16 protein-coding genes are annotated in these 26,829 nt (G+C 72.1%); 7 read left to right on the plus strand and 9 right to left on the minus strand.

The window, feature by feature from the left end; all coding sequences use genetic code 11:
• Nucleotides 1–80 precede the first annotated feature (80 nt).
• A complete protein-coding gene (locus tag QOM21_RS22410; RefSeq protein ID WP_407552626.1) occupies nt 81–704 on the minus strand; it encodes a GNAT family N-acetyltransferase in 624 nt (207 codons plus the stop codon).
• A gap of 239 nt (nt 705–943) precedes the next feature.
• Between QOM21_RS22410 and secA the strand changes: the two genes are divergently transcribed.
• Nucleotides 944–3,775 (plus strand): preprotein translocase subunit SecA, encoded by a 2,832-nt coding sequence (gene secA / locus QOM21_RS22415; RefSeq protein WP_407552628.1) that lies wholly within the window; start codon nt 944–946, stop codon nt 3,773–3,775.
• 197 nt (nt 3,776–3,972) lie between these two features.
• Here the strand turns inward: secA and QOM21_RS22420 are convergent, their stop codons facing one another.
• Nucleotides 3,973–4,275: an Rv3235 family protein gene (locus QOM21_RS22420; RefSeq protein ID WP_407552630.1), complete on the minus strand. Its 303-nt coding sequence runs from the start codon at nt 4,273–4,275 to the stop codon at nt 3,973–3,975.
• A gap of 1,378 nt (nt 4,276–5,653) precedes the next feature.
• Between QOM21_RS22420 and QOM21_RS22425 the strand changes: the two genes are divergently transcribed.
• From QOM21_RS22425 to QOM21_RS22435, 3 genes are all read left to right on the plus strand, one after another.
• Nucleotides 5,654–6,160, plus strand: coding sequence for a DUF6912 family protein (locus tag QOM21_RS22425; RefSeq protein ID WP_407552632.1), 507 nt, complete (start codon nt 5,654–5,656; stop codon nt 6,158–6,160).
• Between the two features lie 265 nt (nt 6,161–6,425).
• Nucleotides 6,426–7,088: an HAD family hydrolase gene (locus tag QOM21_RS22430; RefSeq protein WP_407552633.1), complete on the plus strand. Its 663-nt coding sequence runs from the start codon at nt 6,426–6,428 to the stop codon at nt 7,086–7,088.
• A gap of 409 nt (nt 7,089–7,497) precedes the next feature.
• Nucleotides 7,498–12,456 (plus strand): NAD-glutamate dehydrogenase, encoded by a 4,959-nt coding sequence (locus QOM21_RS22435; protein WP_407552635.1) that lies wholly within the window; start codon nt 7,498–7,500, stop codon nt 12,454–12,456.
• Between the two features lie 91 nt (nt 12,457–12,547).
• Here the strand turns inward: QOM21_RS22435 and QOM21_RS22440 are convergent, their stop codons facing one another.
• Nucleotides 12,548–13,282, minus strand: coding sequence for an ABC transporter ATP-binding protein (locus tag QOM21_RS22440; protein WP_407555763.1), 735 nt, complete (start codon nt 13,280–13,282; stop codon nt 12,548–12,550).
• A 115-nt stretch (nt 13,283–13,397) separates the two neighbouring features.
• A complete protein-coding gene (locus tag QOM21_RS22445) occupies nt 13,398–14,327 on the minus strand; it encodes an ABC transporter permease (protein ID WP_407552637.1) in 930 nt (309 codons plus the stop codon).
• 142 nt (nt 14,328–14,469) lie between these two features.
• Here QOM21_RS22445 and QOM21_RS22450 point away from each other — a divergent pair, with 142 nt between their 5' ends.
• Both QOM21_RS22450 and QOM21_RS22455 read left to right on the plus strand, forming a co-directional pair.
• Nucleotides 14,470–15,093: a TetR/AcrR family transcriptional regulator gene (locus QOM21_RS22450; protein ID WP_407552639.1), complete on the plus strand. Its 624-nt coding sequence runs from the start codon at nt 14,470–14,472 to the stop codon at nt 15,091–15,093.
• Between the two features lie 219 nt (nt 15,094–15,312).
• A complete protein-coding gene (locus tag QOM21_RS22455; RefSeq protein WP_407552640.1) occupies nt 15,313–17,544 on the plus strand; it encodes a PIG-L family deacetylase in 2,232 nt (743 codons plus the stop codon).
• On the opposite strand, the gene QOM21_RS22460 is transcribed toward QOM21_RS22455, so the two are convergent.
• The 3 genes from QOM21_RS22460 to QOM21_RS22470 form a co-directional block, all read right to left on the minus strand.
• Nucleotides 17,499–17,978: a GtrA family protein gene (locus tag QOM21_RS22460; RefSeq protein WP_407552642.1), complete on the minus strand. Its 480-nt coding sequence runs from the start codon at nt 17,976–17,978 to the stop codon at nt 17,499–17,501. The genes QOM21_RS22455 and QOM21_RS22460 overlap by 46 nt on opposite strands.
• Entirely contained in the window at nt 17,978–19,048 is a 1,071-nt protein-coding gene (locus QOM21_RS22465; protein ID WP_407552644.1) for a glycosyltransferase family 2 protein, read from the minus strand. The genes QOM21_RS22460 and QOM21_RS22465 overlap by 1 nt, the downstream gene beginning before the upstream one ends.
• A 63-nt stretch (nt 19,049–19,111) precedes the next feature.
• Entirely contained in the window at nt 19,112–21,712 is a 2,601-nt protein-coding gene (locus QOM21_RS22470) for a YfhO family protein (RefSeq protein ID WP_407552646.1), read from the minus strand.
• Nucleotides 21,713–21,914: 202 nt separating this feature from the next.
• Between QOM21_RS22470 and QOM21_RS22475 the strand changes: the two genes are divergently transcribed.
• On the plus strand, nt 21,915–23,888 hold the full coding sequence (locus QOM21_RS22475; RefSeq protein ID WP_407552648.1) for a glycosyltransferase family 2 protein: 1,974 nt from the start codon (nt 21,915–21,917) through the stop codon (nt 23,886–23,888).
• 90 nt (nt 23,889–23,978) lie between these two features.
• Here QOM21_RS22475 and galE read toward each other — a convergent pair whose 3' ends face one another.
• The gene (gene galE, locus QOM21_RS22480) at nt 23,979–24,965 is read right to left on the minus strand and encodes a UDP-glucose 4-epimerase GalE (RefSeq protein ID WP_407552650.1); all 987 of its coding nucleotides are present in this window, start codon (nt 24,963–24,965) and stop codon (nt 23,979–23,981) included.
• A gap of 59 nt (nt 24,966–25,024) precedes the next feature.
• On the minus strand, nt 25,025–26,680 hold the full coding sequence (locus QOM21_RS22485; protein WP_407555764.1) for a glycosyltransferase family 2 protein: 1,656 nt from the start codon (nt 26,678–26,680) through the stop codon (nt 25,025–25,027).
• Nucleotides 26,681–26,829 lie beyond the last annotated feature (149 nt).

Consider the following 26,829-nt stretch of genomic DNA (forward strand, 5'->3'; position numbering starts at 1 on the left):
TCGGGGCGGTCGGCGTCCGGTGGCTGAGGGCGGCGGAGGCGGGCCGGCGCGCTGCCCGGGTCGGTCGGTACGCGGCCGCGTCACCCGGGGTACGGCAGGTAGGGCGTCGCGTCCGGGGAGGGGATGCGGGTGGTACCGGCCCGGCGGCTCTCCGTGGGCAGGTCGGTCGGGAGCAGGGAGCCGATCCAGACGTCCCGCCTGGTGCCCTCGCGCACCAGTTTGGCGCGCAGGGTGCCCTCCATCCGGAAGCCGACCTTGCGGGCCACCGCCCGGGAGCCTTCGTTGCCCGCCTCGGCCAGCCATTCCATCCGCTCCACCCCGAGGTCGGCGAAGGCCCAGCGCACCACCGCGGTGGCCGCCTCGGCGGTGTATCCCTTGCCGCGCTGCTGCTTGGCCGTCCAGTAGCCGAGTTCCGCCTGCCGCTCGGGGGTGCTCAACCGGGCGAGGCGGACCAGGCCCATCGCGCCGACCAGCGATCCGTCGTCCTTGGTGAGCACCGCGAAGGGATAGGCGATGTCGTCGCGCCAGTCCTCCTGGGCGACCGTGCCGACCCACTGTTCCGCGTCCTGGAAGGTGTACGGCGAGGGGACGCTCGTCCACCGCGGAATATCGGGTTCCTGACAGGCGGCGTGTACCGCGGCCGCGTCGGAAGGCTCGAAAGGGCGCAGAATGAGGCGCTCGGTGGTGAGGGTGACATGCTTCATGGACAGAGTCTGCTCGGGCGCGGGAGGGGCGGCGAAGGGTTTTCGCGGTGATTCCCGGCACCTTCTCGTGGGCTCGCGCGTTCACGGGGGGAGGGGATACGGCCTTCGCGGTGGCGGACCTCCCGGCCGAGGAGCGTCCTCCCTTACGATGGCCGTTGCGGCGGGGCCTGCCCCCTTGGAAAAATGCCGCGCCCGCGCACTCGACCGTGCAGGCCCGACCGGCAAGGAGACCAGCCCAAGTGTCCGTCTTCAACAAGCTCATGCGTGCAGGCGAAGGAAAGATCCTGCGCAAACTGCACCGCATCGCGGGCCAGGTCAACTCCATCGAAGAGGACTTCGCGGCCCTCTCCGACGCCGAGCTGCGGGCGCTCACCGATGAATACAAGGAGCGGTACGCGGACGGCGAGTCCCTGGACGACCTGCTGCCCGAGGCGTTCGCCACGGTCCGTGAGGCCGCCCGGCGGGTGCTCGGACAGCGTCCCTACGACGTCCAGCTGATGGGTGGCGCGGCCCTTCACCTGGGATACGTCGCCGAGATGAAGACCGGTGAGGGCAAGACCCTCGTCGGTACCCTCCCGACGTATCTCAACGCGCTGTCCGGCAAGGGCGTACACCTGATCACGGTGAACGACTACCTGGCCGAGCGGGACTCCGAGATGATGGGCCGGATCCACAAGTTCCTGGGTCTGACGGTCGGTTGCATTCTCGCCGATATGACGCCGGCCCAGCGCCGTGAGCAGTACAACTGCGACATCACCTACGGCACGAACAACGAATTCGGTTTCGATTACCTGCGCGACAACATGGCCTGGTCGCAGGACGAACTCGTCCAGCGGGGCCACAACTTCGCCGTCGTCGACGAGGTCGACTCGATTCTCGTCGACGAGGCCCGTACGCCGTTGATCATCTCCGGTCCGGCGGATTCGGCCACCAAGTGGTACGGCGATTTCGCCAAGTTGGTGCGCCGCCTCAAGCGGGGCGAGGCCGCCAACCCGCAGCGCGGTATCGAGGAGACCGGCGACTACGACGTCGACGAGAAGAAGCGCACCGTCGGCATCCACGAGTCCGGTGTCAGCAAGGTCGAGGACTGGCTGGGCATCGACAACCTCTACGAGTCGGTGAACACCCCGCTCGTCGGTTACCTCAACAACGCGATCAAGGCCAAGGAGCTGTTCAAGAACGACAAGGACTACGTCGTCATCGACGGCGAAGTCATGATCGTCGACGAGCACACCGGCCGTATCCTCGCCGGCCGCCGCTACAACGAGGGCATGCACCAGGCGATCGAGGCGAAGGAAGGGGTGGAGATCAAGGACGAGAACCAGACCCTCGCCACGATCACCCTGCAGAACTTCTTCCGCCTCTACGACAAGCTCTCCGGCATGACCGGTACGGCCATGACCGAGGCCGCCGAGTTCCACCAGATCTACAAGCTGGGCGTCGTGCCGATCCCGACGAACCGCCCGATGGTCCGCGTCGACCAGGCCGACCTGATCTACCGCACCGAGCCCGCGAAGTTCGACGCGGTGGTCGAGGACATCGTCGAGAAGCACCAGAAGGGCCAGCCGATCCTGGTCGGCACCACCTCGGTCGAGAAGTCCGAGTACCTCTCGCAGCAGCTCAACAAGCGGGGCGTGGCCCACGAGGTGCTCAACGCCAAGCAGCACGACCGTGAGGCGCCGATCATCGCCCAGGCGGGCCGCAAGGGCGCCGTGACCGTCGCCACGAACATGGCCGGCCGCGGTACGGACATCAAGCTCGGCGGCAACCCCGACGACCTCGCCGAGGCGGAGCTGCGCCAGCGCGGCCTCGACCCGGTCGAGCACGTCGAGGAGTGGGCGGCCGCGCTGCCCGCCGCCCTGGAGCGGGCCGAGGCCGCGGTCAAGGCGGAGTTCGAGGAGGTCAAGGACCTCGGCGGGCTCTACGTCCTGGGTACCGAGCGGCACGAGTCGCGCCGTATCGACAACCAGCTGCGCGGTCGTTCCGGCCGTCAGGGCGACCCGGGCGAGTCGCGGTTCTACCTCTCCCTGGGCGATGACCTGATGCGGCTGTTCAAGGCCCAGATGGTCGAGCGGGTCATGGCCATGGCCAACGTTCCCGACGACGTCCCGATCGAGAACAAGATGGTGACCCGGGCCATCGCGTCCGCCCAGTCGCAGGTCGAGCAGCAGAACTTCGAGACGCGTAAGAACGTCCTGAAGTACGACGAGGTGCTCAACCGCCAGCGTGAGGTCATCTACGGCGAGCGGCGCCGCGTCCTGGAAGGCGAGGACCTCCAGGACCAGATCAAGCACTTCATGGACGACACCATCGACGCCTACATCCAGGCGGAGACGGTCGAGGGCTTCGCCGAGGAGTGGGACCTGGACCGGCTGTGGGGCGCGTTCAAGCAGCTCTACCCGGTCAAGGTGACCATCGAGGAGCTGGAGGACGAGGCCGGCGACCGTGCGGGCATCACCGCCGACTTCATCGCCGACGCCGTCAAGGACGATGTCCACGAGCAGTACGCCGCCCGTGAGGAGCAGCTCGGCTCGGACATCATGCGGGAGCTGGAGCGCCGGGTCGTGCTGTCCGTCCTGGACCGCAAGTGGCGTGAGCACCTCTACGAGATGGACTACCTCCAGGAGGGCATCGGCCTGCGGGCGATGGCCCAGAAGGACCCGCTGGTCGAGTACCAGCGCGAGGGCTTCGACATGTTCACCGCGATGATGGAGGGCATCAAGGAGGAGTCCGTCGGCTACCTGTTCAACCTGGAGGTCCAGGTCGAGCAGCAGGTCGAGGAGGTCCCGGTGGAGGAAGCCGCGGCGAAGACCTCGCTGGGCAAGGAAGCTGCGGAGGCGGTGCCGGCGGGCGCCGGCCGCCCCGAGATTCACGCCAAGGGCCTGGAGGCGCCGCAGCGTCCGGACCGGCTGCACTTCTCCGCGCCGACCGTCGACGGCGAGGGCGGTGTCATCGAGGGCGACTTCGCCAGCGACGAGGACGACTCCCCGGCCCGCTCGGAGTCCGACGGCCTCACCCGCGCGGAGCGCCGCAAGGCCCAGAAGAGCGGCGGCCGTCGCCGCAAGAAGTGAGCCGGTGCGCCGTGCGCGGCGCGCGGTGACGAGCAGAGAACGTGAGAAGTGAGGTGGCCCGGGCACGGTGTGTCCGGGCCACCTCACGTACGGGCGCCCCGGCCGGTGATCGGCACCGTGCTCCAGGGGCCGGGGCCGGGGCCAGGGGCCAGGCGACGTTCGGATGCGCGCGGGGCGGGCGCTGTCGGCTCAGTGCGTCATCCGTGCCGAAGGGCTCCAGGGCTCCAGGGCTGCGGGCCGAGGTCGAGGGCGGCGCAGCGCCATCGTGCGTCGGCGCCCAGCTCCAGCCGGAAGGCGAGGGCCCGCAGGCGCTCACCTGCGGCGATCCGGGCGAACGCCTCGATGACGCCGCGGCGCGGCCGGCACAGTCCGCAGTCGCGGAGGGTCGGGGCGGGGGCGCGCCGTCCGGGACCGAGGACGGGCCGCAGCGGTGCCTGAGGCGCCAGCTCGGCCAGCCGGTCGTACGCGGCGGGCAGTGCGTGCCCCAGGAGGGAGTGCACCGGACGCTGGCCGCTGAGCGTGAGCAGCAGCTGGTGGGCGAACCAGTGGTGCGGCCGGTGCTCATGGGCTCGGCGTTGCGCGCCGAGGGACGGCAGAGGGGCGCCGGTGGGGCTTACCGGGCCTGACGCAGGCCGGCGGCTCGCGGCGGCCGCGCGGGCGGTCGACCGGCCGAGGGGCGGGGTGACGGGGGCGGGGCGGCCCGGGGGCGTCTCTCCCGGAGGCGGGTCGAGCAGGGGGCTGGGCTGCCTGGGAGCCGGGCGGCCCGGGGGCGTCGGCTCTTCGTCGGGGCGCTCCGGGGTGGGCCTGCTTCCGGGAGTGCTGTTCGGGAGCGGGCGGCCCGGCGTCGAGCGGGTGGTGGGGGACGGGGTGCCGGGGCGTGTGCGGGTGCGGGCGGCACCGGGCGGCCGGCCGGGCCCAGAGCCGGCAGTGGTCCGGCGGGCCGCGGCGGGGCGGCGGGGGCCGGGCACGGACGTGGGGGCGGGGACGGGGGAGCTTGCGTCGGTGCTGGGGGTGCTGGAGCTGTCGGAGGTTGTGGGGGCTGTGGCGGCTTGGGCTTGAGGGTGCTTGTCCGCGTTGTCCGTGCCCGCGGACGTAGCGGCTGGGACTCCTGTGCCGATGTCGGTGTCCGTGTCGGTGTCCGTCTCCGGGGCCGTTGGGGCGCTCGTGCTTGCCGGGACGGCCTCAGCCGTCGCGGCGTCCGCATCCGTGGCCGTCGGGACGCCCGTGCCCCTTCCCGTGCCCGCGGCCGCGCTCGTCGGGGCGCCCTCGCCCGTCGTGGCGTGCGTGCATTCGCCCGTCGTGGCGCCGGCGTCCGAGCCCGAGCCCGAGCCCGGGGCCGTGGGGCGGGTGGTCCGGGGCTCGGGGGACCTTCGGGGCTGGGGGACGGTTCGCGGGGCTGCTTCGTCACCGGAGGAGTCGGGGGCAGGGGCGCCGTCGGGTGCTTCGGGGCTGTGAGATGCGGCTGTGGCCTGGGCGGATTCGGGGTGGGGTGTGGCTCCTGGGGCGCCGGGGCCGCTGGTCGGTGTGGTGGCGTGTGCCGGGGCGGTGGGTTCCGCGGCGGCGGGTGCCGGTGTGGTCGTGCTGATCATGGTGATCCCCCGTCGTGCCGGGCCCGGTTGATTACCGGGCGGTAGCTTCGGTGGGAGATCTCTATCGGCGGGGCCGGGACGCGGGCAAGGCGGGACGGGGTGCGAGCGCGGGGGTCGCAGAGTTCACCCTTCCGTGGCGCGGCCTTGGGAACACGCGGCGAAACGGGCTCGCTGTCGGCTCCCGAGGCGGGCGGCGCCGGGGCCGCGATGGCGCCACGATGGGGGACTCACGCCCGTATGCTGGCGGGGCATTCTTCAGAGTCGAGCGAATTGAGCGAGAGCGACTGCCATGCGCGTCTATGTTCCCCTGACCCTTTCCGGTCTCGCAGAGGCGCACAGCAGCGGCGAGTTGGGTCCCGGCCCCCTGGACGCGTACGCCGTCACGCCGGCGCTGCGCGAGTGGTACGTCTCGGACGACATCGAGGAGTTGGAGTACGCGGCGCTGAACCGGGCCGCCCAGGCTTCGCTCCGCAGGCTCGCCGGGAACCCGCAGATCGCGCGACGACGGGTCGTGGTGGCGCTGGACGTGCCGGACGGCGCGGCGGTGGCCGATCCCGATCGCGGACTCGACCAGTCCTCGCTCGGCGAGGTGCGGCTGGCGGGGCCGGTGCCGCTGGCGAAGGCCGCTGCCGTGCACGTGGACGCCGATGAGGCGGAGGCGGATGTCGCTGCGGCCGCCGCGGCGCTCGGCGCGGCGGACCAGGGGGACGATGATGCCCAGTTCACGGTGGACGGCGCGGAGGACCACGACCTGATGTGGTTCGGGGTGCAGGAGATTCCTCACCTGATCGGCTGAGGGCCCCGGGCCGGGCCCAGGCCCACAGGCCCAGGCCCCGGGACCCCGGTCGGCCGATGAGGCCATCGCCCCACAGGCCACCGGCCCAGACCACGTGGCCCGCGCCCCCGGACCACGGCCCATGCCCAGAGCCCCACCCCCGCGCCCCCAGCCCCTCGCTCTTGCCCCCGTGCCCCGCCCCAGTTCCGGCCGCCCCGGCCGGTTTCTGGGCGTTGTCGGTGAGGGCAGGTATTTTTTCTTCATGGGGAACGTTCTTGGGGGTCGTATGAGGAAGGACGCGACGCATATCGTCTGGGACTGGAACGGCACGCTGTTCCACGACATCGAGGCCGTCATCGGGGCGACCAACGCGGCCTTCGCGGAGATCGGTCTGGACGCGATCACGCTGGAGCGGTACCGCGAGCTGTACTGCGTGCCCGTGCCGCGCTTCTACGAGCGGCTGATGGGGCGGATGCCGACGGAAGCCGAGTGGCTGGTGATGGACGAGGCGTTCCACCGGCACTACACCGAGCACCGCGTGGGGTGCGGGCTGGCCGAGGGCGTGGACCGTCTGCTGGAGGCGTGGCACACGGCCGGTCGCAGCCAGTCGATCCTCAGCATGTACGGCCACGACGACCTGATACCCCTGGTGCGGGGCCTGGGCATCGAGTCTTTCTTCCTGCGGGTGCAGGGCAGGACGGGGCCGTCGGGCGGCAGCAAGAGCGCGCACATGGTGCGTCATCTCGCGACGCTGGAGAGCGTGGATCCGGGGCGGACGGTCGTGATCGGCGACGCGGTCGACGACGCGGTGGCCGCCCGGGACGCCGGTGCGTACGCGGTGCTGTACACCGGCGGATCGCACAGCCGCCGCAGCCTGGAGACCGCGGGGGTGCCCGTGGTCGACAGCCTCGCCGAGGCCGTCGACGTGGCGCGCGGGGCGACCTTCTAGCTCCTGCCGCGGGAGGGCGCGGGGCCCGGGAAGCGGCCCACGCACAGATGACCCTGTCGGCACGTTGTCCAGAGGGGCCAAGTTCGGCCAGGAGTTTTGTACACCCACGGCCCATGACGGCACCCCGGGCGAGGGCGATAGCCTTGCAGCGTGATCAGCGCGATAACCCGCGGGGGCATCGAGGCCCCTGCCGTGCGCCCGGGACACCACGGTGGCCGGGCGATCGCTGGTCCTTGCGGCACGGAGACCATGTCGACTTTGTCAAAAATAGTCGATTACGGCACGGCCTTCTCTCATCGCGGCATAGCGTCGACAGCGACCGGACACCCGGCGTCGCTGCGGCGTTGTGCAGCTTCCACGGAGTTCTTCCACGACGTCACGCAACGGCGCGCGACAGGAGCCAGAGGACATGCAGACCAAGCTGGACGAAGCCAAGACCGAGCTGCTCGCCAAGGCGGCCCGGGTCGTTGAAAGCAGCCCGGCCGGGGGATCGTCCCCGGGACGGGGTCTCGCCTCGGAGACCCTGACGGGATACCTCCAGCGTTACTACCTGCACACCGCCCCTGAGGACCTCACCGACCGGGACCCGGTCGACATCTTCGGTGCCGCCCTCTCCCACTACCGCCTCGCGGAGGAGCGCCCGCAGGGCACCGCCAACGTCCGGGTGCACACCCCGACCGTCGAGGAGAACGGCTGGACCTGCAGCCATTCCGTGGTGGAGGTCGTCACCGACGACATGCCCTTCCTGGTCGACTCGGTCACCAACGAGCTCTCCCGCCAGGGCCGCGGCATCCACCTGGTGATCCACCCGCAGGTGATCGTCCGCCGCGATGTCGCCGGCAAGCTCATCGAGGTCTACGACTCCACCTGCGAGGCGCACGGCAACACCGGCAAGGGCAAGGCGGCCGAGCTGCCGCACGACGCGGTCACCGAGTCGTGGATCCATGTCGAGATCGACCGGGAGACCGACCGCGAGGACCTCCAGCAGATCACCGCCGATCTGCTGCGGGTGCTGTCCGACGTCCGCGAGTCCGTCGAGGACTGGGAGAAGATGCGCGGCGCCGCGCTGCGCATCGCCGACGAGCTGCCCTCCGAGCCGACCGCCGACGACCTGCGCGACCAGGAGATCGACGAGGCCCGCGAGCTGCTGCGCTGGCTGTCCGCCGACCACTTCACCTTCCTGGGCTACCGCGAGTACGAGCTGGTCTCCGCGCCCGGTGAGGGCGGTGCCGAGGAGGACGTGCTGACCGCGGTGCCCGGCACCGGCCTGGGCATCCTGCGCGCCGACCCCTCGCACGCCGAGGACGACGGCCACCCCGTCTCGCCGTCCTTCAACCGGCTCCCGGCGGACGCCCGTGCCAAGGCCCGTGAGCACAAGCTGCTCATCCTGACCAAGGCCAACAGCCGCGCCACCGTCCACCGCCCCTCCTACCTCGACTACGTCGGGGTCAAGAAGTTCGACGCCGAGGGCAACGTCATCGGTGAGCGCCGCTTCCTGGGGCTGTTCTCCTCCGCCGCGTACACCGAGTCCGTGCGCCGGGTCCCGGTCATCCGCCGCAAGGTCGCCGAGGTCCTGGAGGGCGCGGGCTTCAGCCCGAACAGCCACGACGGCCGTGACCTGCTGCAGATCCTGGAGACCTACCCGCGCGACGAGCTGTTCCAGACCCCGGTCGACCAGCTGCGCGCCATCGCCACCAGCGTGCTCTACCTCCAGGAGCGCCGCCGGCTGCGGCTCTACCTCCGCCAGGACGAGTACGGCCGTTACTACTCCGCGCTGGTCTACCTCCCGCGCGACCGCTACACGACCGGCGTCCGGCTGCGGCTGATCGACATCCTCAAGGAGGAACTCGGCGGCACCAACGTCGACTTCACCGCGTGGAACACCGAGTCGATCCTCTCCCGGCTGCACTTTGTCATCCGCGTCGAGCCCGGTGCGTCCCTCCCGGACCTCACCGACAGCGATGTGGACCGCATCGAGTCCCGGCTGGTGGAGGCCGCCCGCTCCTGGGCCGACGGGTTCTCCGAGGCGCTCAACGCCGAGGTCGGTGAGGAGCGCGCCGCCGAACTGGCGCGCCGCTACGGCCACGCCTTCCCCGAGGGCTACAAGGCCGACAACTCGCCGCGCAGCGCCGTGGCCGACATCCAGCACCTGGAGAAGCTCACCGGCGCGACCGGACAGGACTTCTCGGTCAGCCTCTACGAGCCGGTCGGCGCCGGACCCGGCGAGCGCCGCTTCAAGATCTACCGCAGGGGCGAGCCCGTCTCGCTGTCGCGGGTGCTGCCGGGCCTGAACCGCCTGGGCGTCGAGGTCGTCGACGAGCGTCCGCACGAGCTGCGCTGCGCGGACTCCACCATCGCGTGGGTCTACGACTTCGGCCTGCGGATGCCGGAGCACGTCAAGGGCGACGACGCCCGCGAGCGCTTCCAGGAAGCCTTCGCGGCGGTGTGGACCGGCGCGGCGGAGAGCGACAACTTCAACACGCTGGTGCTGCGGGCCGGCCTCCACTGGCGCCAGGCGATGGTGCTGCGCGCGTACGCCAAGTACCTGCGGCAGGCCGGGTCGACCTTCAGCCAGACGTACATGGAGGACACCCTCGCCAACAACGTCCACACCACCCGGCTGCTGGTCTCGCTGTTCGAGGCGCGGATGTCGCCCGAGCGGCAGCGGGCCGGGACGGAGCTGACCGACGGTCTGCTGGAGGAGCTGGACGGCGCGCTCGACCAGGTCGCCTCCCTGGACGAGGACCGGATCCTGCGGTCCTTCCTGACCGTCATCAAGGCGACGCTGCGCACCAACCACTACCAGCGCGACAGCCAGGGCCGCCCGCACAGCTACCTGTCCGTGAAGCTGGACCCGCAGGCCATCCCGGACCTGCCGGCGCCGCGCCCGGCGTACGAGATCTGGGTGTACTCGCCCAAGGTCGAGGGCGTCCACCTGCGGTTCGGCAAGGTCGCCCGAGGCGGTCTGCGCTGGTCCGACCGCCGGGAGGACTTCCGTACGGAGATCCTCGGCCTGGTCAAGGCGCAGATGGTCAAGAACACCGTCATCGTGCCGGTCGGCGCCAAGGGCGGCTTCGTCGGCAAGCAGCTGCCGGACCCGGCGCAGGACCGCGACGCGTGGCTGGCCGAGGGCGTCGCCAGCTACAAGACCTTCATCTCCGGTCTGCTGGACATCACCGACAACCTCGTCGGCGGCGAGGTCGTGCACCCGCAGGACGTCGTCCGCCACGACGAGGACGACACCTACCTGGTCGTCGCCGCCGACAAGGGCACCGCGACGTTCTCCGACATCGCCAACGAGGTCGCCGAGTCCTACGGCTTCTGGCTGGGTGACGCCTTCGCCTCGGGCGGCAGCGCCGGATACGACCACAAGGGCATGGGCATCACCGCCCGCGGTGCCTGGGAGTCGGTCAAGCGGCACTTCCGGGAGCTGGGCCACGACACCCAGACCCAGGACTTCACCGTCGTCGGCGTCGGCGACATGTCCGGTGACGTCTTCGGCAACGGCATGCTGCTCAGCGAGCACATCCAGCTGGTCGCCGCCTTCGACCACCGGCACATCTTCCTCGACCCCAAGCCCGACGCCGCGGTCGGCTACGCCGAGCGCCGCCGGCTCTTCGAGCTGCCGCGCTCGTCGTGGGCCGACTACAACACCGACCTGCTGTCGGCCGGCGGCGGCATCCACCCGCGGTCGGCCAAGTCCATCCCGATCAACGCGCAGGTGCGGGCCGCGCTGGGCATCGACCCCGGCGTGAAGAAGATGACGCCGGCCGATCTGATGCAGGCCATCCTCAAGGCGCCGGTCGACCTGCTGTGGAACGGCGGCATCGGCACCTACGTGAAGTCCTCGGCGGAGTCCAACGCCGATGTCGGCGACAAGTCCAACGACGCGATCCGGGTCAACGGCGAGGACCTGCGGGTCAAGGCCGTCGGCGAGGGCGGCAACCTCGGCCTGACCCAGCTGGGCCGGATCGAGTTCGCCCTGTCCGGCGGGAAGATCAACAACGACGCGATCGACAACAGCGCCGGTGTGGACACCTCCGACCACGAGGTCAACATCAAGATCCTGCTCAACTCGGTGGTCTCCGACGGCGACATGACGGTCAAGCAGCGCAACAAGCTGCTGGCCGAGATGACCGATGAGGTCGGCGCGCTGGTGCTGCGCAACAACTACGCGCAGAACACCGCGCTGGCGCTGGCGCAGGCCCAGTCCTCCAGCATGCTGCACGCCCAGCAGCGCTTCATGCGCCGACTGGTGCGCGACGGCCACCTCGACCGGGCGCTGGAGTTCCTGCCCACCGACCGGCAGATCCGCGACCGTTTGACCACCGGGCGCGGGCTGACCCAGCCCGAGACCGCGGTGCTGCTGGCGTACACGAAGATCACGGTCGCCGACGCGCTGATCCACACCGATCTGCCGGACGACCCCTACCTCCAGCGGCTGTTGCACGCCTACTTCCCGTCCGCGCTGCACGACCGCTTCGCCGAGCAGGTCGACGCCCACGCGCTGCGCCGCGAGATCGTCACGACGGTGCTGGTCAACGACACCGTGAACACCGGCGGTACGAGCTTCCTGCACCGCATGCGGGAGGAGACCGGCGCGTCCCTCGAAGAGGTCGTGCGGGCGCACACCGCGGCGCGGGCGATCTTCTCCCTGGGCCAGGTCTGGGACGACGTCGAGGCGCTGGACAACATCGTCGCGGCCGATGTGCAGACCCGCATCCGGCTGCACTCGCGCCGTCTGGTCGAGCGGGGCACCCGCTGGCTGCTCAACAACCGGCCGCAGCCGCTGGAGCTCTCGGAGACCATCGACTTCTTCGCGGAGCGGGTCGCCGGGGTCTGGACGGCGCTGCCGAAGCTGCTGCAGGGCAGCGACCAGGAGTGGTACCAGACGATCCTGGCGGAGCTGACCGACGCGGGCGTGCCCGAGCAACTGGCCGTCCGGGTGTCCGGCTTCTCCTCGGTCTTCCCGGCGCTGGACATCGTCGCCATCGCCGACCGCACCGGCAAGGAGCCGCTGGACGTCGCCGAGGTCTACTACGACCTGGGTGACCGGCTGCGGATCAACCAACTCCTCGACCGCATCCTGGAGCTGCCGCGCGACGACCGCTGGCAGTCGATGGCCCGCGCCTCGATCCGCGAGGACCTCTTCGCGGCGCACGCGGCGCTGACCGCGGACGTGCTGTCGGTGGGCAACGGCACCTCGACGCCCGAGCAGCGGTTCAAGGCGTGGGAGGAGGCCAACGCGGCCATCCTCGGAAGGGCCCGCGCCACCCTGGAGGAGATCCAGGGCTCGGACGGCTTCGACCTGGCGAACCTCTCGGTCGCCATGCGGACCATGCGTACGCTGCTGCGCACGCACAGCTGACGCGTCCTGTACGGCGGACGGCCCCGGAGCGACACGCTCCGGGGCCGTCCCCGTAGGTGCGGCGCGAGCCGCCCGCGCGGGCGGTCGCCGGTTACCGGAACGCTTCGTACGCCTTGACGACCTCGTCCGTCGGGCCGTCCATCACCAACCGGCCCTTCTCCAGCCACAGCACGCGATTGCAGGTGTCGCGGATCGACTTGTTGTTGTGGCTGACGAGGAAGACGGTGCCCGCTTCCTTGCGCAGCTCGCGGATGCGGGCCTCGGAGCGCTTCTGGAAGCTGCGGTCGCCGGTCGCGAGCGCCTCGTCGATCATCAGCACGTCGTGGTTCTTCGCGGCGGCGATGGAGAAGCGCAGGCGGGCGGCCATCCCGGAGGAGTAGGTGCGCATCGGCAGCGAGATGAAGTCGCCCTTCTCGTTGATGCCGGAGAAGTCGACGATGCCGTCGTAACGCTCGCGGACCTCCTCACGGCTCATGCCCATCGCCAGGCCGCCGAGGATGACGTTCCGCTCCCCGGTCAGGTCGTTCATCATCGCGGCGTTGACGCCCAGCAGGGACGGCTGGCCGTGGGTGTAGACGCGGCCGCTCGCGGGCGGCAGCAGGCCCGCGATCGCGCGGAGCAGGGTGGACTTGCCGGACCCGTTGGAGCCGATCAGGCCGATCGCCTCGCCCTTGTGGGCGACGAAGGTGACGCCCTGGACGGCATGCACCTCGCGGGTGCCGGCGGAGGTGGTGCGGCGCACGATCCGGCTCAGTGCGGAGACCGCGCTGCCCCGCCCGCCGCCCGCGCCGTGCACCTTGTAGACGATGTGGACGTCGTCGGCGATGACGGTGGGGACGCGCTCGTCGGGCGCCCCCGTCGCGGTCGGGCCGGCCGGCCGGGGGGCCGGGGAGGCAGTGGGCCGGGACGCTTCGGGGTGTTCCTCGGTAACGGTGATGGTGTCAGCCACGGCCGTACTCCTCCTCCGCCTTCCAGAAGTAGAGATATCCGACGGTGCCGGACAGCAGGGCCCAGCCCAGGGCCAGCGGCCAGACGTGCGCCGGCAGGGTGTCGGCCCGCACGGTGTCGATCAGGGCGTAGCGCATCAGGTCGATGTAGATCAGCGCGGGATTGAGGTCCAGGAGCACCGCGACCAGGTGCGGTGCGTCGCGGGTGAAGTTCGAGATGTCGTAGAAGACGCCGGAGGCGTACATCCAGGTGCGCAGCATGAACGGCATCAGCTGGGCGGTGTCGCTGGTGCGGGCGCCGATCCGCGCCATGATCATCGCGAGGCCGGCGTTGAAGACGGACTGGAGCAGCAGGGCCGGCACCATCAGCAGCCAGTGCCAGGTCAGCGGCACTCCGCAGAGCAGCACGATGGCGCCGAGCACGCCCATCGAGAAGATCAGCTGCTGGAGCTGGATGAGGGTGTGGGCGAGGGGCAGGCAGGCGCGGGGGAAGTGCAGGGCGCGGACCAGGCCGAGGCTGCCGGAGATGGACCGGGTGCCGGCCAGCACCGTGGACTGGGTGAACGTGAAGATGAAGATGCCGGTGCACAGGAACGGGATGAAGTTCTCGATGCCCCGGTTGGTGTGCAGCAGCACGCCGAAGATCAAGTAGTAGACGCCCGCGTTGAGCAGCGGGGTCATCACCTGCCAGAGCTGGCCGAGCTTGGCGGTGGTGTACGTCGCGGTGAGCCGGGCGGCGGCGAAGGAGCCGATGAAGTGCCGGCGGGCCCAGAGGCGCCGGGTGTAGGCGGGGAGCGTGGGCCGGGCGCCGCTCACCGCCAGGCCGTGGCGTTCGGCCAGCGCGCGGAGCTCCGGGTCGGGGGACGCGCCGGGGGAGGGCGCCCGGGCGGGTGCCGGGGCCGGGGGAGTGAGGGTCTGGGGCATGGAGGCCGCTTTCGTACCTGACGACGTCGGGGCGGTGAACATGCGGAGCGACGACGGAACGGGTCCGTATCGTCGCGACGCCGACAGTAGAGGGCCGGTACGTCGAAACGCAACCGTAGCGTCGTGACGCTATGCTCATGGCATGGCAAAGAACGGCAGCGAGACAGACCCCGCGGCGGCGCGCCGGGCCCCGGCCGGCGCAGCCGTGCTGCGGGAGGACAAGACCGCCGCGATCCGTGCGGCGGTCTTCGAGGAGCTGGCCGCGGTCGGCTTCGCGCGGATGTCGATCGAGGGCATCGCACGGCGGGCGGGCGTCGGCAAGACCGCCGTCTACCGGCGCTGGCGCTCCAAACTGCACCTCGTCCTGGACGTGGTCTCCGCGGTGGCGGTGGCCGGTATGCCGACCCCGGACACCGGGTCGCTGCACGGGGACGTGCGGATGCTGCTGGAGGTCGCGGCCCGCGCGCTGCGCCACCCGATGGCCGCCCAGATCATTCCCGACCTGCTGGCGGAGGCGGCGCGCAGCCCCGAACTGGCCGACGCGCTCAAGGGCGCCCTGCACGACAGTCAGGAGGGTGTGGCCACCGCGATGCTCGCCCGTGCGGCCGAACGCGGCGAGATCCCCGCGGGTGCCGACGGCCGGCTGGCCCTGGACCTGCTGACCGGGCCGCTCTACTGGCGGCTGCTGGTCGTCCGCGACGAGCTGCCGCCGGGCTATCTCGACGAGCTGTCAGCTGCGGTGGTCAGCGCACTCGCCAGGCCCTGATCGGGGCCGGGCGCCGGGCCTGCCGCCGAGGGCACGCGGGGTGTGCGGGACGCCCTCGCGGACAGGCGGGATCTGCCGTGCCATCAAATACTGGGAGCGTGCCTCTCGTCGGAGGGCTTGCTCCGGCCCGCGCGTCGCCGCGCATCGGGCCGGGCGAAGCCGCGTCCGACGCGATCCCCGATGGTGGTGGCGCCCTCGGCGCCCCGGAGGAGACCCCGAGTGCAAGCGCGCCCCCCTCGCATCTCCCGCCGCCGGCTGCTCCAGGCGACCGGCGGTGGCGTGCTGGCGGCATCGGCCGGCGCGGGGGTGTGGGCATGGCTCGCACCTGAGGACCTGCTCACCCGGTCGGCCCAAGGCGCCCGCACCGGCCGGTCCGTGGCCGCCGCCCCGGACCCCGCCTTCCTGCATGTCATCGCGCACGCCGACGACGGCCTGTACTTCATGAACCCCGATCTGGAGCAGTCCGTCCGCAGCGGCGGGCGCTCGGTCACCGTCTGTCTGACGGGCGGTGAGTCCGACGGCCACAACGTCGGCGAGGAGACCCTCGACCCCGCGAGCGTCCCGCAGGACCGGGCGGCCTTCTCGCGGGCACGGGTCAACGGGCTGCGCGCCGCCCACGCCGTGATGGCCACCGGCGCCCCGGACAGCCCCTGGGACATCGAGGCGGTATCGCTGCTGCCCGGCTTCCAGGTGGAGGTCCAGACGCTGCGGGCCGCCCCGCAGAACCAGCTGATCTTCCTGGGCCTGGTCGAGGCGCGGGCCGTCTGGGCACCCCGGGCGACCAGCCTGCGCGGCCTCTGGCTCGGGGCGTCCGACACGCTCCCCACGCTGCGCGCCGCCGGCACCCCCGTGCAGTGGCCGTTCCATTACACCCGCGAGCAGGTCGTCCGGACCCTGGTGGCGGTGCTGGAGCGGGTCGGCCCCTCGGTCGTGCGGACGCTGGACCCGAACGCGGTCCATGAGCCCCACCAGCCGGAGGACGGACCCGACTTCCACCTGGCGGGCACCGATCCCCGCCTGACCGGCCTGCGGTACTACGACCATCAGGACCACACCGCCTCCGCCTACTTCGTGCAGGCGGCGCTGGCCCGCTACTGGGGGCGCGGACACCGCAGGCCCACCCTCGTCGAGAGCTACCTCGGCTACGAGGTCGCCGCCCTGCCCGCCGGTCTGGACACCGCGGCGGCCCGCCGCAAGGGAGACCTGCTGTCGGTCTACGGCTGGGCGGACAACCGCGACTGCGGCGACCCGGCCGGCTGCGGCGACCGCAAGGTGGGCGGCTCCGCCTTCAGCGGCGGCTCCAGTGGCTGGACCCGCAGTACCAGGCTGCGCGCTCCCGGCTCCAACGGCTGGATACGGCCCGCCCGGGACGGCCGGCTCGTGGCCTTCGCCGTGCTCGACGGACGGGCATGCTGCTGGACCGAGACCGACGTGGGCAGCGGCAGCTTCGGCGGTCCGGTGAGCGTGGGCGGGGAACTGCTGCAGGGTCAGATCCAGGTGGTCCGTCACCCGGACGGCACCCTGCAGCTGTTCGCCTGCCGCACCGTCCTGCCGGGCCGCAATGCGGCCCACCGCCGTGAGCTGATGACCGCCCGGCAGCACGGCACCGCGGCGGACGGCTCGCCGGCCTTCACGCGGTGGGAGTCGCTCGGCTCGCCCGACCCGGATCCGGCCAAGTCGCTGGAGACCGGCTTTCCGGCGGCGGTGGCGGCCCGGAACGGCACGGTGCATGTCTTCGTACGGACCTGGGACGGCGGCATCGCCTGCCGCAGCGGCCCGCACGGCACGCGGTGGGGGCTGTGGCAGCGGCTGGCGGGCCCGGTCGGCTCACCCACGGCGTCGCCGCAGGTCGTCGACGGACTGGACGCCTGCCTCGACTCCAAGGGGCTGGTGCATCTGGTCGCACCGGCCCCGGGAACGGTGCACCACTGGGTGTCGAAGAAGGCCGGTGCGCTTCCGCAGCCTGCCGCTGCCACCGGCCTGCCGGAAGCGGGCGGCCCGGTCAGTGTCGTCGGGCTGGGCAACGGCGCGGTGCGGATGACCTACCGCCGGCCGGACACCGCGCAGGTGCTGATCGCCGACTGGCGGCGCCCGGCCGGCGGATGGCGGGTGACGGCGCGCTGCCCGGTGGTGGGCGGCCACGGCCGGGTGGCCGCCGCGCCGGTCGGCCGCGGCGACCGGATGGTGCTCGCGGTGCGGGACGCCGCGGGCGAGGTGCGGGTCGCGATGGCGCAGGAGGGGCCACGGCCCTGGCAGCAGGGCAAGGTGCCGCACTCGGGCGCGGCGGGTGTCGCCGTGGACGCCGAGGGCCGCGCCGTGGTGGTGGCGCTGGGCCATGACGGCTGTCTGTACGCGGCCCGCCAGCGGGCGGCCGGGAAGAGCGGGCGGTTCGTGGGCTGGCGGGCTCAGGCCGGCTCGTCGGACCGTGCCGCCGACGGTGGGGCGGCCTGAGGGCGCGCACCGTCGGGGCCCTGACCATCGGGTGCGTCGGCTCCGCGGCGGTCCGGCAGGAGGATCCGCCGGGAGACCAGGAAGGTGACCGGGAGGGCCAGCAGCGCCGCGAGCAGCGGTGCCACCGCGCTGTTCATCCCGCACCAGCTCACCAGCACCACCAGGCCGGCGCTCTGCGCAAGGTAGTTGGTGACCTGGGTCAGCGGGAAGAGCAGGAATTTACGCCAGGTGGGACGGGTGCGGTAGGTGAAATGGGTGTTGAGGAAGAACGAGCCGACCAGGCTCACCAGGAAGCCGGCGGTGTACGCCGCGAAGTACGGCAGCAGTCGGTGCAGCGGGAGGTAACAGGCGTAGAACGTCACGGTGTTGACGGCGCCGACGGCGGCGAAGCGGGCTGTCTGTCCCCACGGCACGGCCTGCGGAGACCACCGCATCAGCCCGCCTGGGAGGTGCTGGGCGCCGGGTGCGGCGGCGGGGGCGTACGGGCCGCGCGCGCGGCGTTCGCGACGTCCGTCGCGGTGATGGTGGCGGTGGTGCCGCCCGCGGTGGCGGTGGCGGTGTCCGGCCGGACGCGCGACCGGGGCGCGCCGTTGGCCTCCTTGACAAGGAAGTGCGGCCGGCGCTTGGCCTCGTAGTAGATCCGTCCGATGTACTCGCCGATCAGGCCGAGCATCACCATGTGCAGACCGCCGAGCCCGACCACGATGGCCACCAGCGTCACATAGCCCGGTGCGGTGACCCCGCCGGCGAGGGCCACGCCGATGATCCACAGGGTGTAAAAGGCGGCGCAGGTCGCCAGGCTCAGCCCGGCGTAGATCGCCAGGCGCAGCGGGCGGCAGTTGAAGGAGATCATGCCGTCCATGCCGTAGTTGATCAGCGAGCCGAAGCGCCACTTGGTCTGGCCGGCCTCGCGGGCGGCGTTGCGGTAGTCGAAGGTGACCGTGTCGAAGCCGATCCAGGAGCACAGGCCCTTGGAGAAGCGGTTGTACTCCGGCAGGGATATCAGCGCGTCCACGGCCTTGCGGGACAGCAGCCGGAAATCCCCCGCGCCGTCGATGAGTTCGACATCCACCCAGGAGTTGACGGCGCGGTAGTACATCCGGGTGAGCACGGTTCGCAGCCGTTTGTCGCCGTCCCGGCTGCGCTTGGCGACGACCTGGTCGTGGCCGAGATGGTAGAGGCCGAGCATCTTCTCGATCAGCTCGGGCGGGTGCTGGAGATCGGCGTCCATGAGGATCACCGCGTCGCCGGTGGCCTCCTTGAGGCCGGCCAGCATCGCGGGCTCCTTGCCGAAGTTGCGGCTGAAGGAGAGGTAGCGGGTCGTGTCGGCGTGCCGGCGCGCCAGGGCGCGAAGCCGGCGCAGGGTCCCGTCGGCGCTGCCGTCGTCCACGTAACACAGCTCGTACTCCACGGCGAGTTCGCCGAGGGCGGCGCGGATGGCGTCGTCGAACCGGGATATGACGTCTTCTTCGTTGTAACAGGGGACAACGATGGAGAGCTTCATGGAACTGGCCTTTTCGCCGGGGCAGGGGGCGCTTCACGCGCCGCCCCCTGAGGGCCAATTCTACTAATGTGCGCCGATGTCACTATTTGGGCGGTGCAGACGTGGTGACGCTCCGGCAGCAGCGGCCGGTGCGGCCGGCCCGGCGTCGCGGCGCCTGCGGAGGGCCGCACCGACGGCCACCGCGGTGAGCAACAGGGCGCCCGCCCCGCTCACCGCCAGCCCCGCTTTCAGACCCGGCGGAGTGTACGAGCAGGCCAATCGGGTGGCGCCGGAGCCCAGGCCGACGCTCAGCAGCCCGCTGAACGAGCGGGGCGCCCGGGACGGACCGCCGTCCACCGAACAGCTCCACCCCGGGGTGAGGGGTACCGCAAGCACCGCGTATCCCGCGCTGCCGGACGGCAGTGTCGCCGTCAGCCCGTGCCCGCTCGTGCGGAACGCGACCGGGCCCTTGGCGCGCAGGGCGTCCACCGCCGCGTCCAGCTTGCGCGGCGAGACGCAGCCGACGGCGTGCGTCGGCACGTGCTGCCGGCCGAGGCCGGTGAAGCGCACCGCGACCGTGCCGTCCGAGGGCACCGTGCCCAGTGACCTGACCGGGTTGGCGGTGCGCTCGAACCAGCCCACGGCCCGGGTCCTGCTGCCCAGCCCGCCGACGTGCCCGGAGAACCACTTCGCGTACCAGACGGCGGTGCTGCCCGGGGTGCAGCGCCCGGTGAAGACGGTCCCGGCGCGGTCCGGGTCGGCGGCCGGTTTCCGTACCGCGGGCAGGATCCAGCCGCCTCGGCTGGGCACCGCGGCGTCGCCCGGCCGGGGTGTGAGGGTGGGCACCTCGTAGACGGTGGCGCCGAGCACCCGCTCCTGGCGGGCGAAGACCGTCCTCGCGTCGCCTGCGGGCGGCAGCGTGCGTCGCACGGTCAGCAGGGGGGCGGGCCGGGCTCGGCCGGTGGTGTACCGGCCGCCGCTCTCCGGCACCGGAGCCAGATAGCTGCTGACGCCCATGATCGCCCGTCCCACGGGGTCCTCGAAGCTGAGCGTGTGACGTCCCTTCATGTACCAGCCGGCCCCCAGGCCGTGCAGGGTGGCGGCGGTCCCGGCGGGCACGAAGCTGCTGTAGTACGAGCCGCCCTCGCCGCCGATCAGCAGCGGGTCGTTGTTGGCGAACTCGTGCGGGCCGGGATCGGTGCGCGAGCGCGGCCAGTCGGCGCGCGCGGCCAGCCGGGCGTGGGCGGCCACTGCCCCCTGGTCCAGCGTGGTCTTCGGCCGGAACCAGGCGATCTTGCCGCGCTGCACCGTCACCGAGAAGGCCGCGTACGCCGAGCCCAGCAGGACCGTACCGGTCAGCGCGACGGCGACGGCGGTCCGCACCCGGGCGCGCGCGGAGTGAGCACGCAGATGGGACAGTGCCGCCAGCGCCGCCCACGCCGCGCCCCCGCCGCCGACGACCAGGATCCAGGTGGCGGTGCCGACCGAGTTCCGGTCGCGGCAGAGCATCGCGAGGAGCGCGACCAGCGTCGCCCCCGCGGCCAGTTCGCGGGGGCGCGGGCGGTACGCCAGGGCGAGCCAGGCGATCATCACGAAGATCGCGCTGAGCACGAAGGAGGCGCGGTACGGGCTGCCGTTGGGCAGCGCCCCGCCGTGCCAGAGCAGGATCGTCGGCTTCCACACGAACGACACGGCGACCCCGGCCGCCAGCCCGTACCAGCCGACGCGGACGCGCAGCGGCAGCGCGCGGACGAACGGGAAGGTGGCCACGAGCAGCAGCCCGAGCATCCCGATGGCGATGTTGGGCACCGGGGTGGCCTCTGCCCCGCCGTGGCCGCCCGGCAGCAGCTGCGCCAACTGGTCGCGCAGCGCCGGCCGGCCGAGGAAGACCGCCTCCGGCGCCGGCTGGGCGGCCTTGCTCGCCCGGTAGGTGACGGTCATCGCGGGTGCCGCGAGCGCGATGCCCACCAGCGTCGCGCCGGCGGCCCGCAGCAGCGACCGCAGCCGGTCGCCGACCGATGTCCGGTGCGCCAGGAGCAGACGCAGGAGCAGCACCAGCGCCATGGCGAGGGTCGCCATGGCCGCCGTGTAGAAGTTGCCCGCCCAGGCGAGGGCGACGAGCAGGGTGGCGGCCACCCAGCGCCGCCGGTGCAGGCACCAGTCCGCGGCGATGCCCATCAGCGGCAGCGCGATCGGCCCCCACATCCACATCGGGTCCGCGTAACCGTCGTTGAGCACCCAGCCGCACAGCCCGTAGCCCACCGACAGCAGCGCCCGCAGGAGGCCGGAGCCGGGGTGCAGCCGGGCCAGGAGGGCGGTCATCAGGGCGGAGCCGAGGCCGATGCCGAACAGGGTGACCAGGAAGACGGGGAAGTCGGCCAGATGGCGGGGGAAGAGCCCGACGAGCCAGGAGAACGGGTTCATCAGGTACGTGAAGAAGTCGGCGAGGAAGGGGACGCCGTAGCCGCTGCCCCAGTTGAAGAACAGGTCGCCGCTGGTTTCGCCGTGCAGCAGGTCCCACAGCCGGGCGTGGAACGGTACGAACTGGTTGCCCAGGTCGTTGACGGCGCGTGAGCGGGCGCCGAAGGGATAGCCGCCGTAGACCGCGAGGGCCAGGCAGTACGCCCCCATGGACAGCAGGGCCGCGAGCCCGGGTGCGGCCAGCCGTCTGATGGTTGCTCTCACGTCGCCGCGTTCTCCCTGCGCATCCCGAGGGCCGGGCAACCTCCCGCGCCCGGACCGCCTCTTACGGGGTGGAGGTCGCCGTATCGGCACCACTCCACGATCAGCGAACGCTCACACTACGGGATATGTCTCGATAGCCCGTTTTACTCTGCCGAGGTGCAGGGTGAATTCCACGGTCCGCAGGAGAGGAACGGAGCGCAGGGTGGCTGTGTCCGACGAACCGGCGGTCCCTGCCGCCGCCTGCCCTGCCGCGGCCGCTCCGACGGTCTCGGTGATCGTGCCGGTGCACAACACCCGGCGCTATCTCGCCCGCAGCCTCGGCTCGGTCTTCGCCCAGAGCCTGGACCAGGCCCGTATCGAGCTGATCGCGGTCGACGACGGCTCCACCGACGGCAGCGCGGACTGGCTGGACGAACAGGCCCGCCGGCACCCGAACCTGACGGTGGTGCGCGCGGCCGCGTCCGGCGGCGCGGGCCGACCGCGCAACATCGGGCTGGCACGCGCCACCGGCGACTACGTCTTCTTCCTCGACTCCGACGACCGGCTCGGCCCCGAGGCGCTCGACCGGCTCACCGAGATGGCCGAGACCCACGGCTCGGACATCGTCCACGGGCGCATCGTCGGGGCCGACGGCCGCTCCGCGCCGGTGGACCTGCGCACCACCAGCGGCAGCGTCTCGGTCTTCGACTCCCCGGTCTACTGGACCCTGGCCGCCTACAAGCTCTTCCGCCGCTCCTTCCTCGAAAAGCACCGGCTGCGCTTCACCGAGGGGCGGCTGCTGGGCGAGGACCTGCCGTTCGGCATCGCCGCACTGCTGCGCGCCGGCACCGTCTCCGTCCTCGCCGATCACGACTGCTACCACCTGTACGGACGGGACGACGACAGCAACGCCAGCCGCCAGGACCTGGACTGGGCCGACCAGCTTGGCTACGTCGGCACCGTGCTGGCCGACGTCGCCGAGGCGGTACCGCCCGGACCTGACCGCGACAAGCTGATGGTCCGGCACTTCCACGGCGAGATCCTCGCCTGCTTCGCCGCCCCCTACCTCGCCCGTGACGCCGCGGGCCGCCGCGAGATGGCCGAGGCCGCCCGCCCGCTCGTCGAGCGGTACCTCACCGACCGGGTACGCGCCGCCCTGCCGCCCCGGCTCCGGCTGCGCGCCCACTGCCTTGCCGCCGGACTCCTCGACGAGCTGACCGGCATCATCCGCGCCGACACCGGCACGGACCCCGACACCGGGGAACCGCGCCGGGTCGGGCCCGCGCACATCGACGAGGACGGCCGGGTGTACGCCGGCTACCCGTATTTCCGCGACCCCGGCCACGGGCTGCCGGACACTTGCTACGACCTCACCGACCGGCTCGTCCTGACGCAGCGGCTGACGGATTACCGCTGGTCGGACGGGGTTCTGCACCTGCAGGGCACCGCCGGGCTGCCCGGCTTGCGGACGCAGTCCGTCGAGGTCGTGCTGCGCGGTGGCGGAGGCGAGTACCGCGTCGCGGCCGCCCACCGTGCGGAGGGCGCCTGGCACGCCAGGATCGACCCGGCGACCGCGGCGGACGGCGCGCCGCCGGCCGACGGCTCGTGGGGCCTGAAGGTGGCGGTCGCCGCACACGTCGACGACGGTGCGGCGGCACCGGGCGTACGCCGCGAGGCGTGGCTGTGCCCCGAAGGCGGGGACACCGCCGCCATGGCGCCGCGGATCGCCGACGGCGGCGCGGCCGGCCCGCTCGTCGCCGCGCTCTTCCGCTCACAGCCGCACGGCCATCTCCACCTCGACCTGGACCGCACCGGCGTCCGCCGCCCGCTGGGCGGCGATCTGCGCGGCGAGGCGACCGTCGGCCCGTCCGGGCGGGTCGCCCTCACGACACGGCTCACCCTGCCGGGCTGCCCCGCCGACGCCCGCCTGCAACTGATCCTCTTCGACGCCGCACGGACGGTGGCGCTGCGCACCACGGTCGAACGGAGCGCCGGGGACCGCTTCACGGTGCGCTCCCTGCTGCGCAGCGGCCCGCCCGGCACCTGGCGGGTCGCGCTGCGGCTGACCGCCGGGCCGCTGCGGCGCGAACTGCCGGTGCGGGCGGCCGTACGGCGTGGGGACGTGCGGGCCCCGCTGGTCCTCACCGTGCCACCGGGCGGCTGCCTGACGGCGCCGCTGTCACGCCTCTCGCGCTGACGGCGGCGGGTCGACCGGAACGGCGCACGCCCCGTTTCCTGCCGCGCGGGGCGGCGGAGACGGGGCGTGCGGCAGGCGTCGGGGCGGCGGTCAGCCGCGGCCCTCCTGCGGGCGGTGGTGCTGCCAGCCCGCCCAGGCCGAGGTGACCATGTCGCGGACATCGTGATGGGCCTTCCAGCCCAGCTCGGTGCCGATCCGGTCCGCGGCGGCGACCACTCGCGCCGGGTCGCCCGGACGGCGCGGCGTGACCTGGGCGGTGACCTCGTCGTGTCCGGTGATCTCGGCGATCAGATCGACCATCTCGCGCACCGAAACACCCTCACCGCGCCCGATGTTGAGCGTCAGATCGCGGACCGGGCCCGGCTCGGCGAGCTTGCGGGCGGCCGCCACATGCGCGTCGGCGAGGTCGGCGACATGGATGTAGTCGCGGATACAGGTGCCGTCGGGCGTGTCGTAGTCATCGCCGAAGATGAGCGGCGCGGCGCCCTCGGTGAGCTTCTCGATGACCATCGGCACGATGTTGAAGACACCGGTGTCGGCGAGTTCGGGGGCGGCGCTCCCGGCGACGTTGAAGTACCGCAGGCAGGCGGTGCTGATGCCGTGGGCCTTACCGGCCGCACGCGCCATCCACTCGCCGGCCAGCTTGGTCTCGCCGTACGGGTTGATCGGCACGCACGGCGTCTCCTCGGTGACCAGGTCGACATCGGGCATGCCGTAGACCGCCGCGGAGGACGAGAACACCAGGCGGCCGACGCCGCCCGCGGCCATCGCCTCCAGCAGGTTCTGCAGGCCGCCCACGTTCTCGCGGTAGTACAGCAGCGGCATCTCGACGGACTCGCCGACCTGCTTCTTGGCGGCCAGGTGCACGACATCGGTGACACTGTGCTCGGCGAAGGTGCGGTTGAGCAGCTCGCGGTCGAGGGTGGAGCCGACGACCAGCGGAACGCCCTCCGGGACCCGGGCGGCCACGCCCGTCGTCAGGTCGTCCAGCACGACGACCGTCTCGCCCGCCTGCCGCAGGGCTCGTACGACATGGGCGCCGATGTAACCGGCACCACCCGTGATCAAGTAAGACATAGCGCCATCCTAGGCTCGGTGGACCTCGTCGGGTCGGATCGGGGCGGGGCGGGGGCCGCTCAGCGGCGGAGCCTGCGGGCGGCGATACGCCAGACGCTGCGCAGCCCGCACGCGATCCGCAGGGACAGCGCGCCACCGGTCGTCGCGTACGGCTGCACCAGCAGCAGGGCATGCCGCCTGCTGGGCAGCACACGGCGGCGCAGCCCCGGGCCCGTCGCCCGGAGCGACGCACGGAAACCGGCGCCGTTCGCACAGGTCACCTGCGCCATGAGGTCCCACGGCTCGGGGTCGGCGGACCGGCTGCCGTCCCGCGCGGCCAGCGCCGCGAGATCGAGCACCACCTCCGCGGTCCAGCAGACGCCGGCCCCGTCGCCGGGCGGCGCCGACGCGGTCAGCGCGGCGGTGTGCACCGTGCCCCGCCGGTCGTCGGTACGGCGCCGCAGTTCGACATCGATGGTGACCGGCTCGGCCGCCGCGAGTCGCCCGTACATCTCGTGCACGCGCAGCCGCAGCACATTGCGGGCGCCGATGACCGGCTCCGCGTCGACCGTCACCGGCAGCCGGTGCATCGGCTTGGTGCCCAGGGCGTCCAGCTCGACCTCCGGCAGGTCCGCCGACCACACCGCGCGGCCCCCGGCCTCCGCGTACGGCGGCAGCAGGCGGCCGGGCCGGGCGGCCAGGTGCGTCAGGCGCTCCAGGTCCCGCGGCTCGGGGGAGGCCAGCACCACCCGGGCGAGCCAGCGTGCCGGTGCGCGCGCCGCGAGCAGATCGGCCTCGTCGAAGCGGGCCAGGTAGGCCCGGGTCAGCCGCCACCACTCGGCGCGGTAGTCCGCGCCGCGGGTGTGCAGTTCACGGACGTACATCCGCAGGTCGTGGTCGAGGAACTTGATGTCCGCGGCGTGCGCCAGCGCCTTGTGCCCGGCGTCCTCGAAGATCTGCACGCTGGTGCGGTGGGCGTCGATGCGGGCCTGCCAGTTGGCGACGTCCTTGCGGTCCAGGGAGATCGACTGCTTGGCGGCCGCGCGGCGCACGTGCCAGACGTAGACGCTGTCGGGGATGGTCGCGATCCGCGGGGCCGCGGCCAGCACCCGGGCGGTGAACACGAAGTCCTCGTAGGTGAACCGGCCTTCGGGGAAGGCGATGTCGTGCTCGGTGAGGAACGCCCGGTCGTAGAGCTTGTTGACGCACAGGGTGTCCCGTACCAGCTGAGGGCTGCTCTCGGGCGAGCCGTGCACGGCCGCCTCGCGGTAGAGGCCGGGCTGCCAGGCGACGTCGCGCCGCGAAGGCAGCTCACGCCGTACGCAGGCGCCGGCCGTTACCGGGGCGTCGTGCCGCAGCGCGGCCGTCAGCAGCGCCTGCACCGCGCCCGGGGGCAGCACGTCGTCGCTGTCGAGGAACATCACGAACCGCCCGGTGGCCGCACGCACCCCGTCGTTGCGCGGGGTGCCGCAGCCGCCGCTGTTCTCGGCGCGGTGGATGACCCGAAGCCGCGGATCGGCGCGGGCGAGGGTGTCGAGGGCCGCGCCGGTGCCGTCGGTGGAGGCGTCGTTCACCGCGATCACCTCGGTGACCGTCTGTCCCGGTGCCCCTTGCGCCAGAGCCGAGCGCACGGCCTCGGAGACATGGGCGACATCGTTGTAGGCGATGACGACGATGCTGACCTGCGCGGTTGGCGTGATGGTGGGCCCAGGCCGTGGCTCTAGGGCTTCTTTCACAGTCACTACATCTACATTTCGTGTCGACAGCGTCTCTGGGCACGAGCGGGGTCCGGACTCCCTGTCCGATGGGTCAGAGGGGGATTCCCGCTGAGCGGTTGCACCCGTCGCCACGGTTTTCCGCGTCCTTACTGTCCTGTGACGGAACG

The organism is Streptomyces sp. Pv4-95 (genome assembly GCF_045782725.1).
Lineage (GTDB): Bacteria > Actinomycetota > Actinomycetes > Streptomycetales > Streptomycetaceae > Streptomyces.

What these genes read in the sequence shown, in the direction of transcription:
- QOM21_RS22410 (WP_407552626.1), bottom strand. Translation starts at nt 704, where the DNA reads ATGAAGCATGTCACCCTCACCACCGAGCGCCTCATTCTGCGCCCTTTC.
- QOM21_RS22425 (WP_407552632.1), top strand. Translation starts at nt 5,654, where the DNA reads ATGCGCGTCTATGTTCCCCTGACCCTTTCCGGTCTCGCAGAGGCGCAC.
- QOM21_RS22430 (WP_407552633.1), top strand. Translation starts at nt 6,426, where the DNA reads ATGAGGAAGGACGCGACGCATATCGTCTGGGACTGGAACGGCACGCTG.
- QOM21_RS22435 (WP_407552635.1), top strand. Translation starts at nt 7,498, where the DNA reads ATGCAGACCAAGCTGGACGAAGCCAAGACCGAGCTGCTCGCCAAGGCG.
- QOM21_RS22445 (WP_407552637.1), bottom strand. Translation starts at nt 14,327, where the DNA reads ATGCCCCAGACCCTCACTCCCCCGGCCCCGGCACCCGCCCGGGCGCCC.
- QOM21_RS22450 (WP_407552639.1), top strand. Translation starts at nt 14,470, where the DNA reads ATGGCAAAGAACGGCAGCGAGACAGACCCCGCGGCGGCGCGCCGGGCC.
- QOM21_RS22460 (WP_407552642.1), bottom strand. Translation starts at nt 17,978, where the DNA reads ATGCGGTGGTCTCCGCAGGCCGTGCCGTGGGGACAGACAGCCCGCTTC.
- QOM21_RS22465 (WP_407552644.1), bottom strand. Translation starts at nt 19,048, where the DNA reads ATGAAGCTCTCCATCGTTGTCCCCTGTTACAACGAAGAAGACGTCATA.
- galE (WP_407552650.1), bottom strand. Translation starts at nt 24,965, where the DNA reads ATGTCTTACTTGATCACGGGTGGTGCCGGTTACATCGGCGCCCATGTC.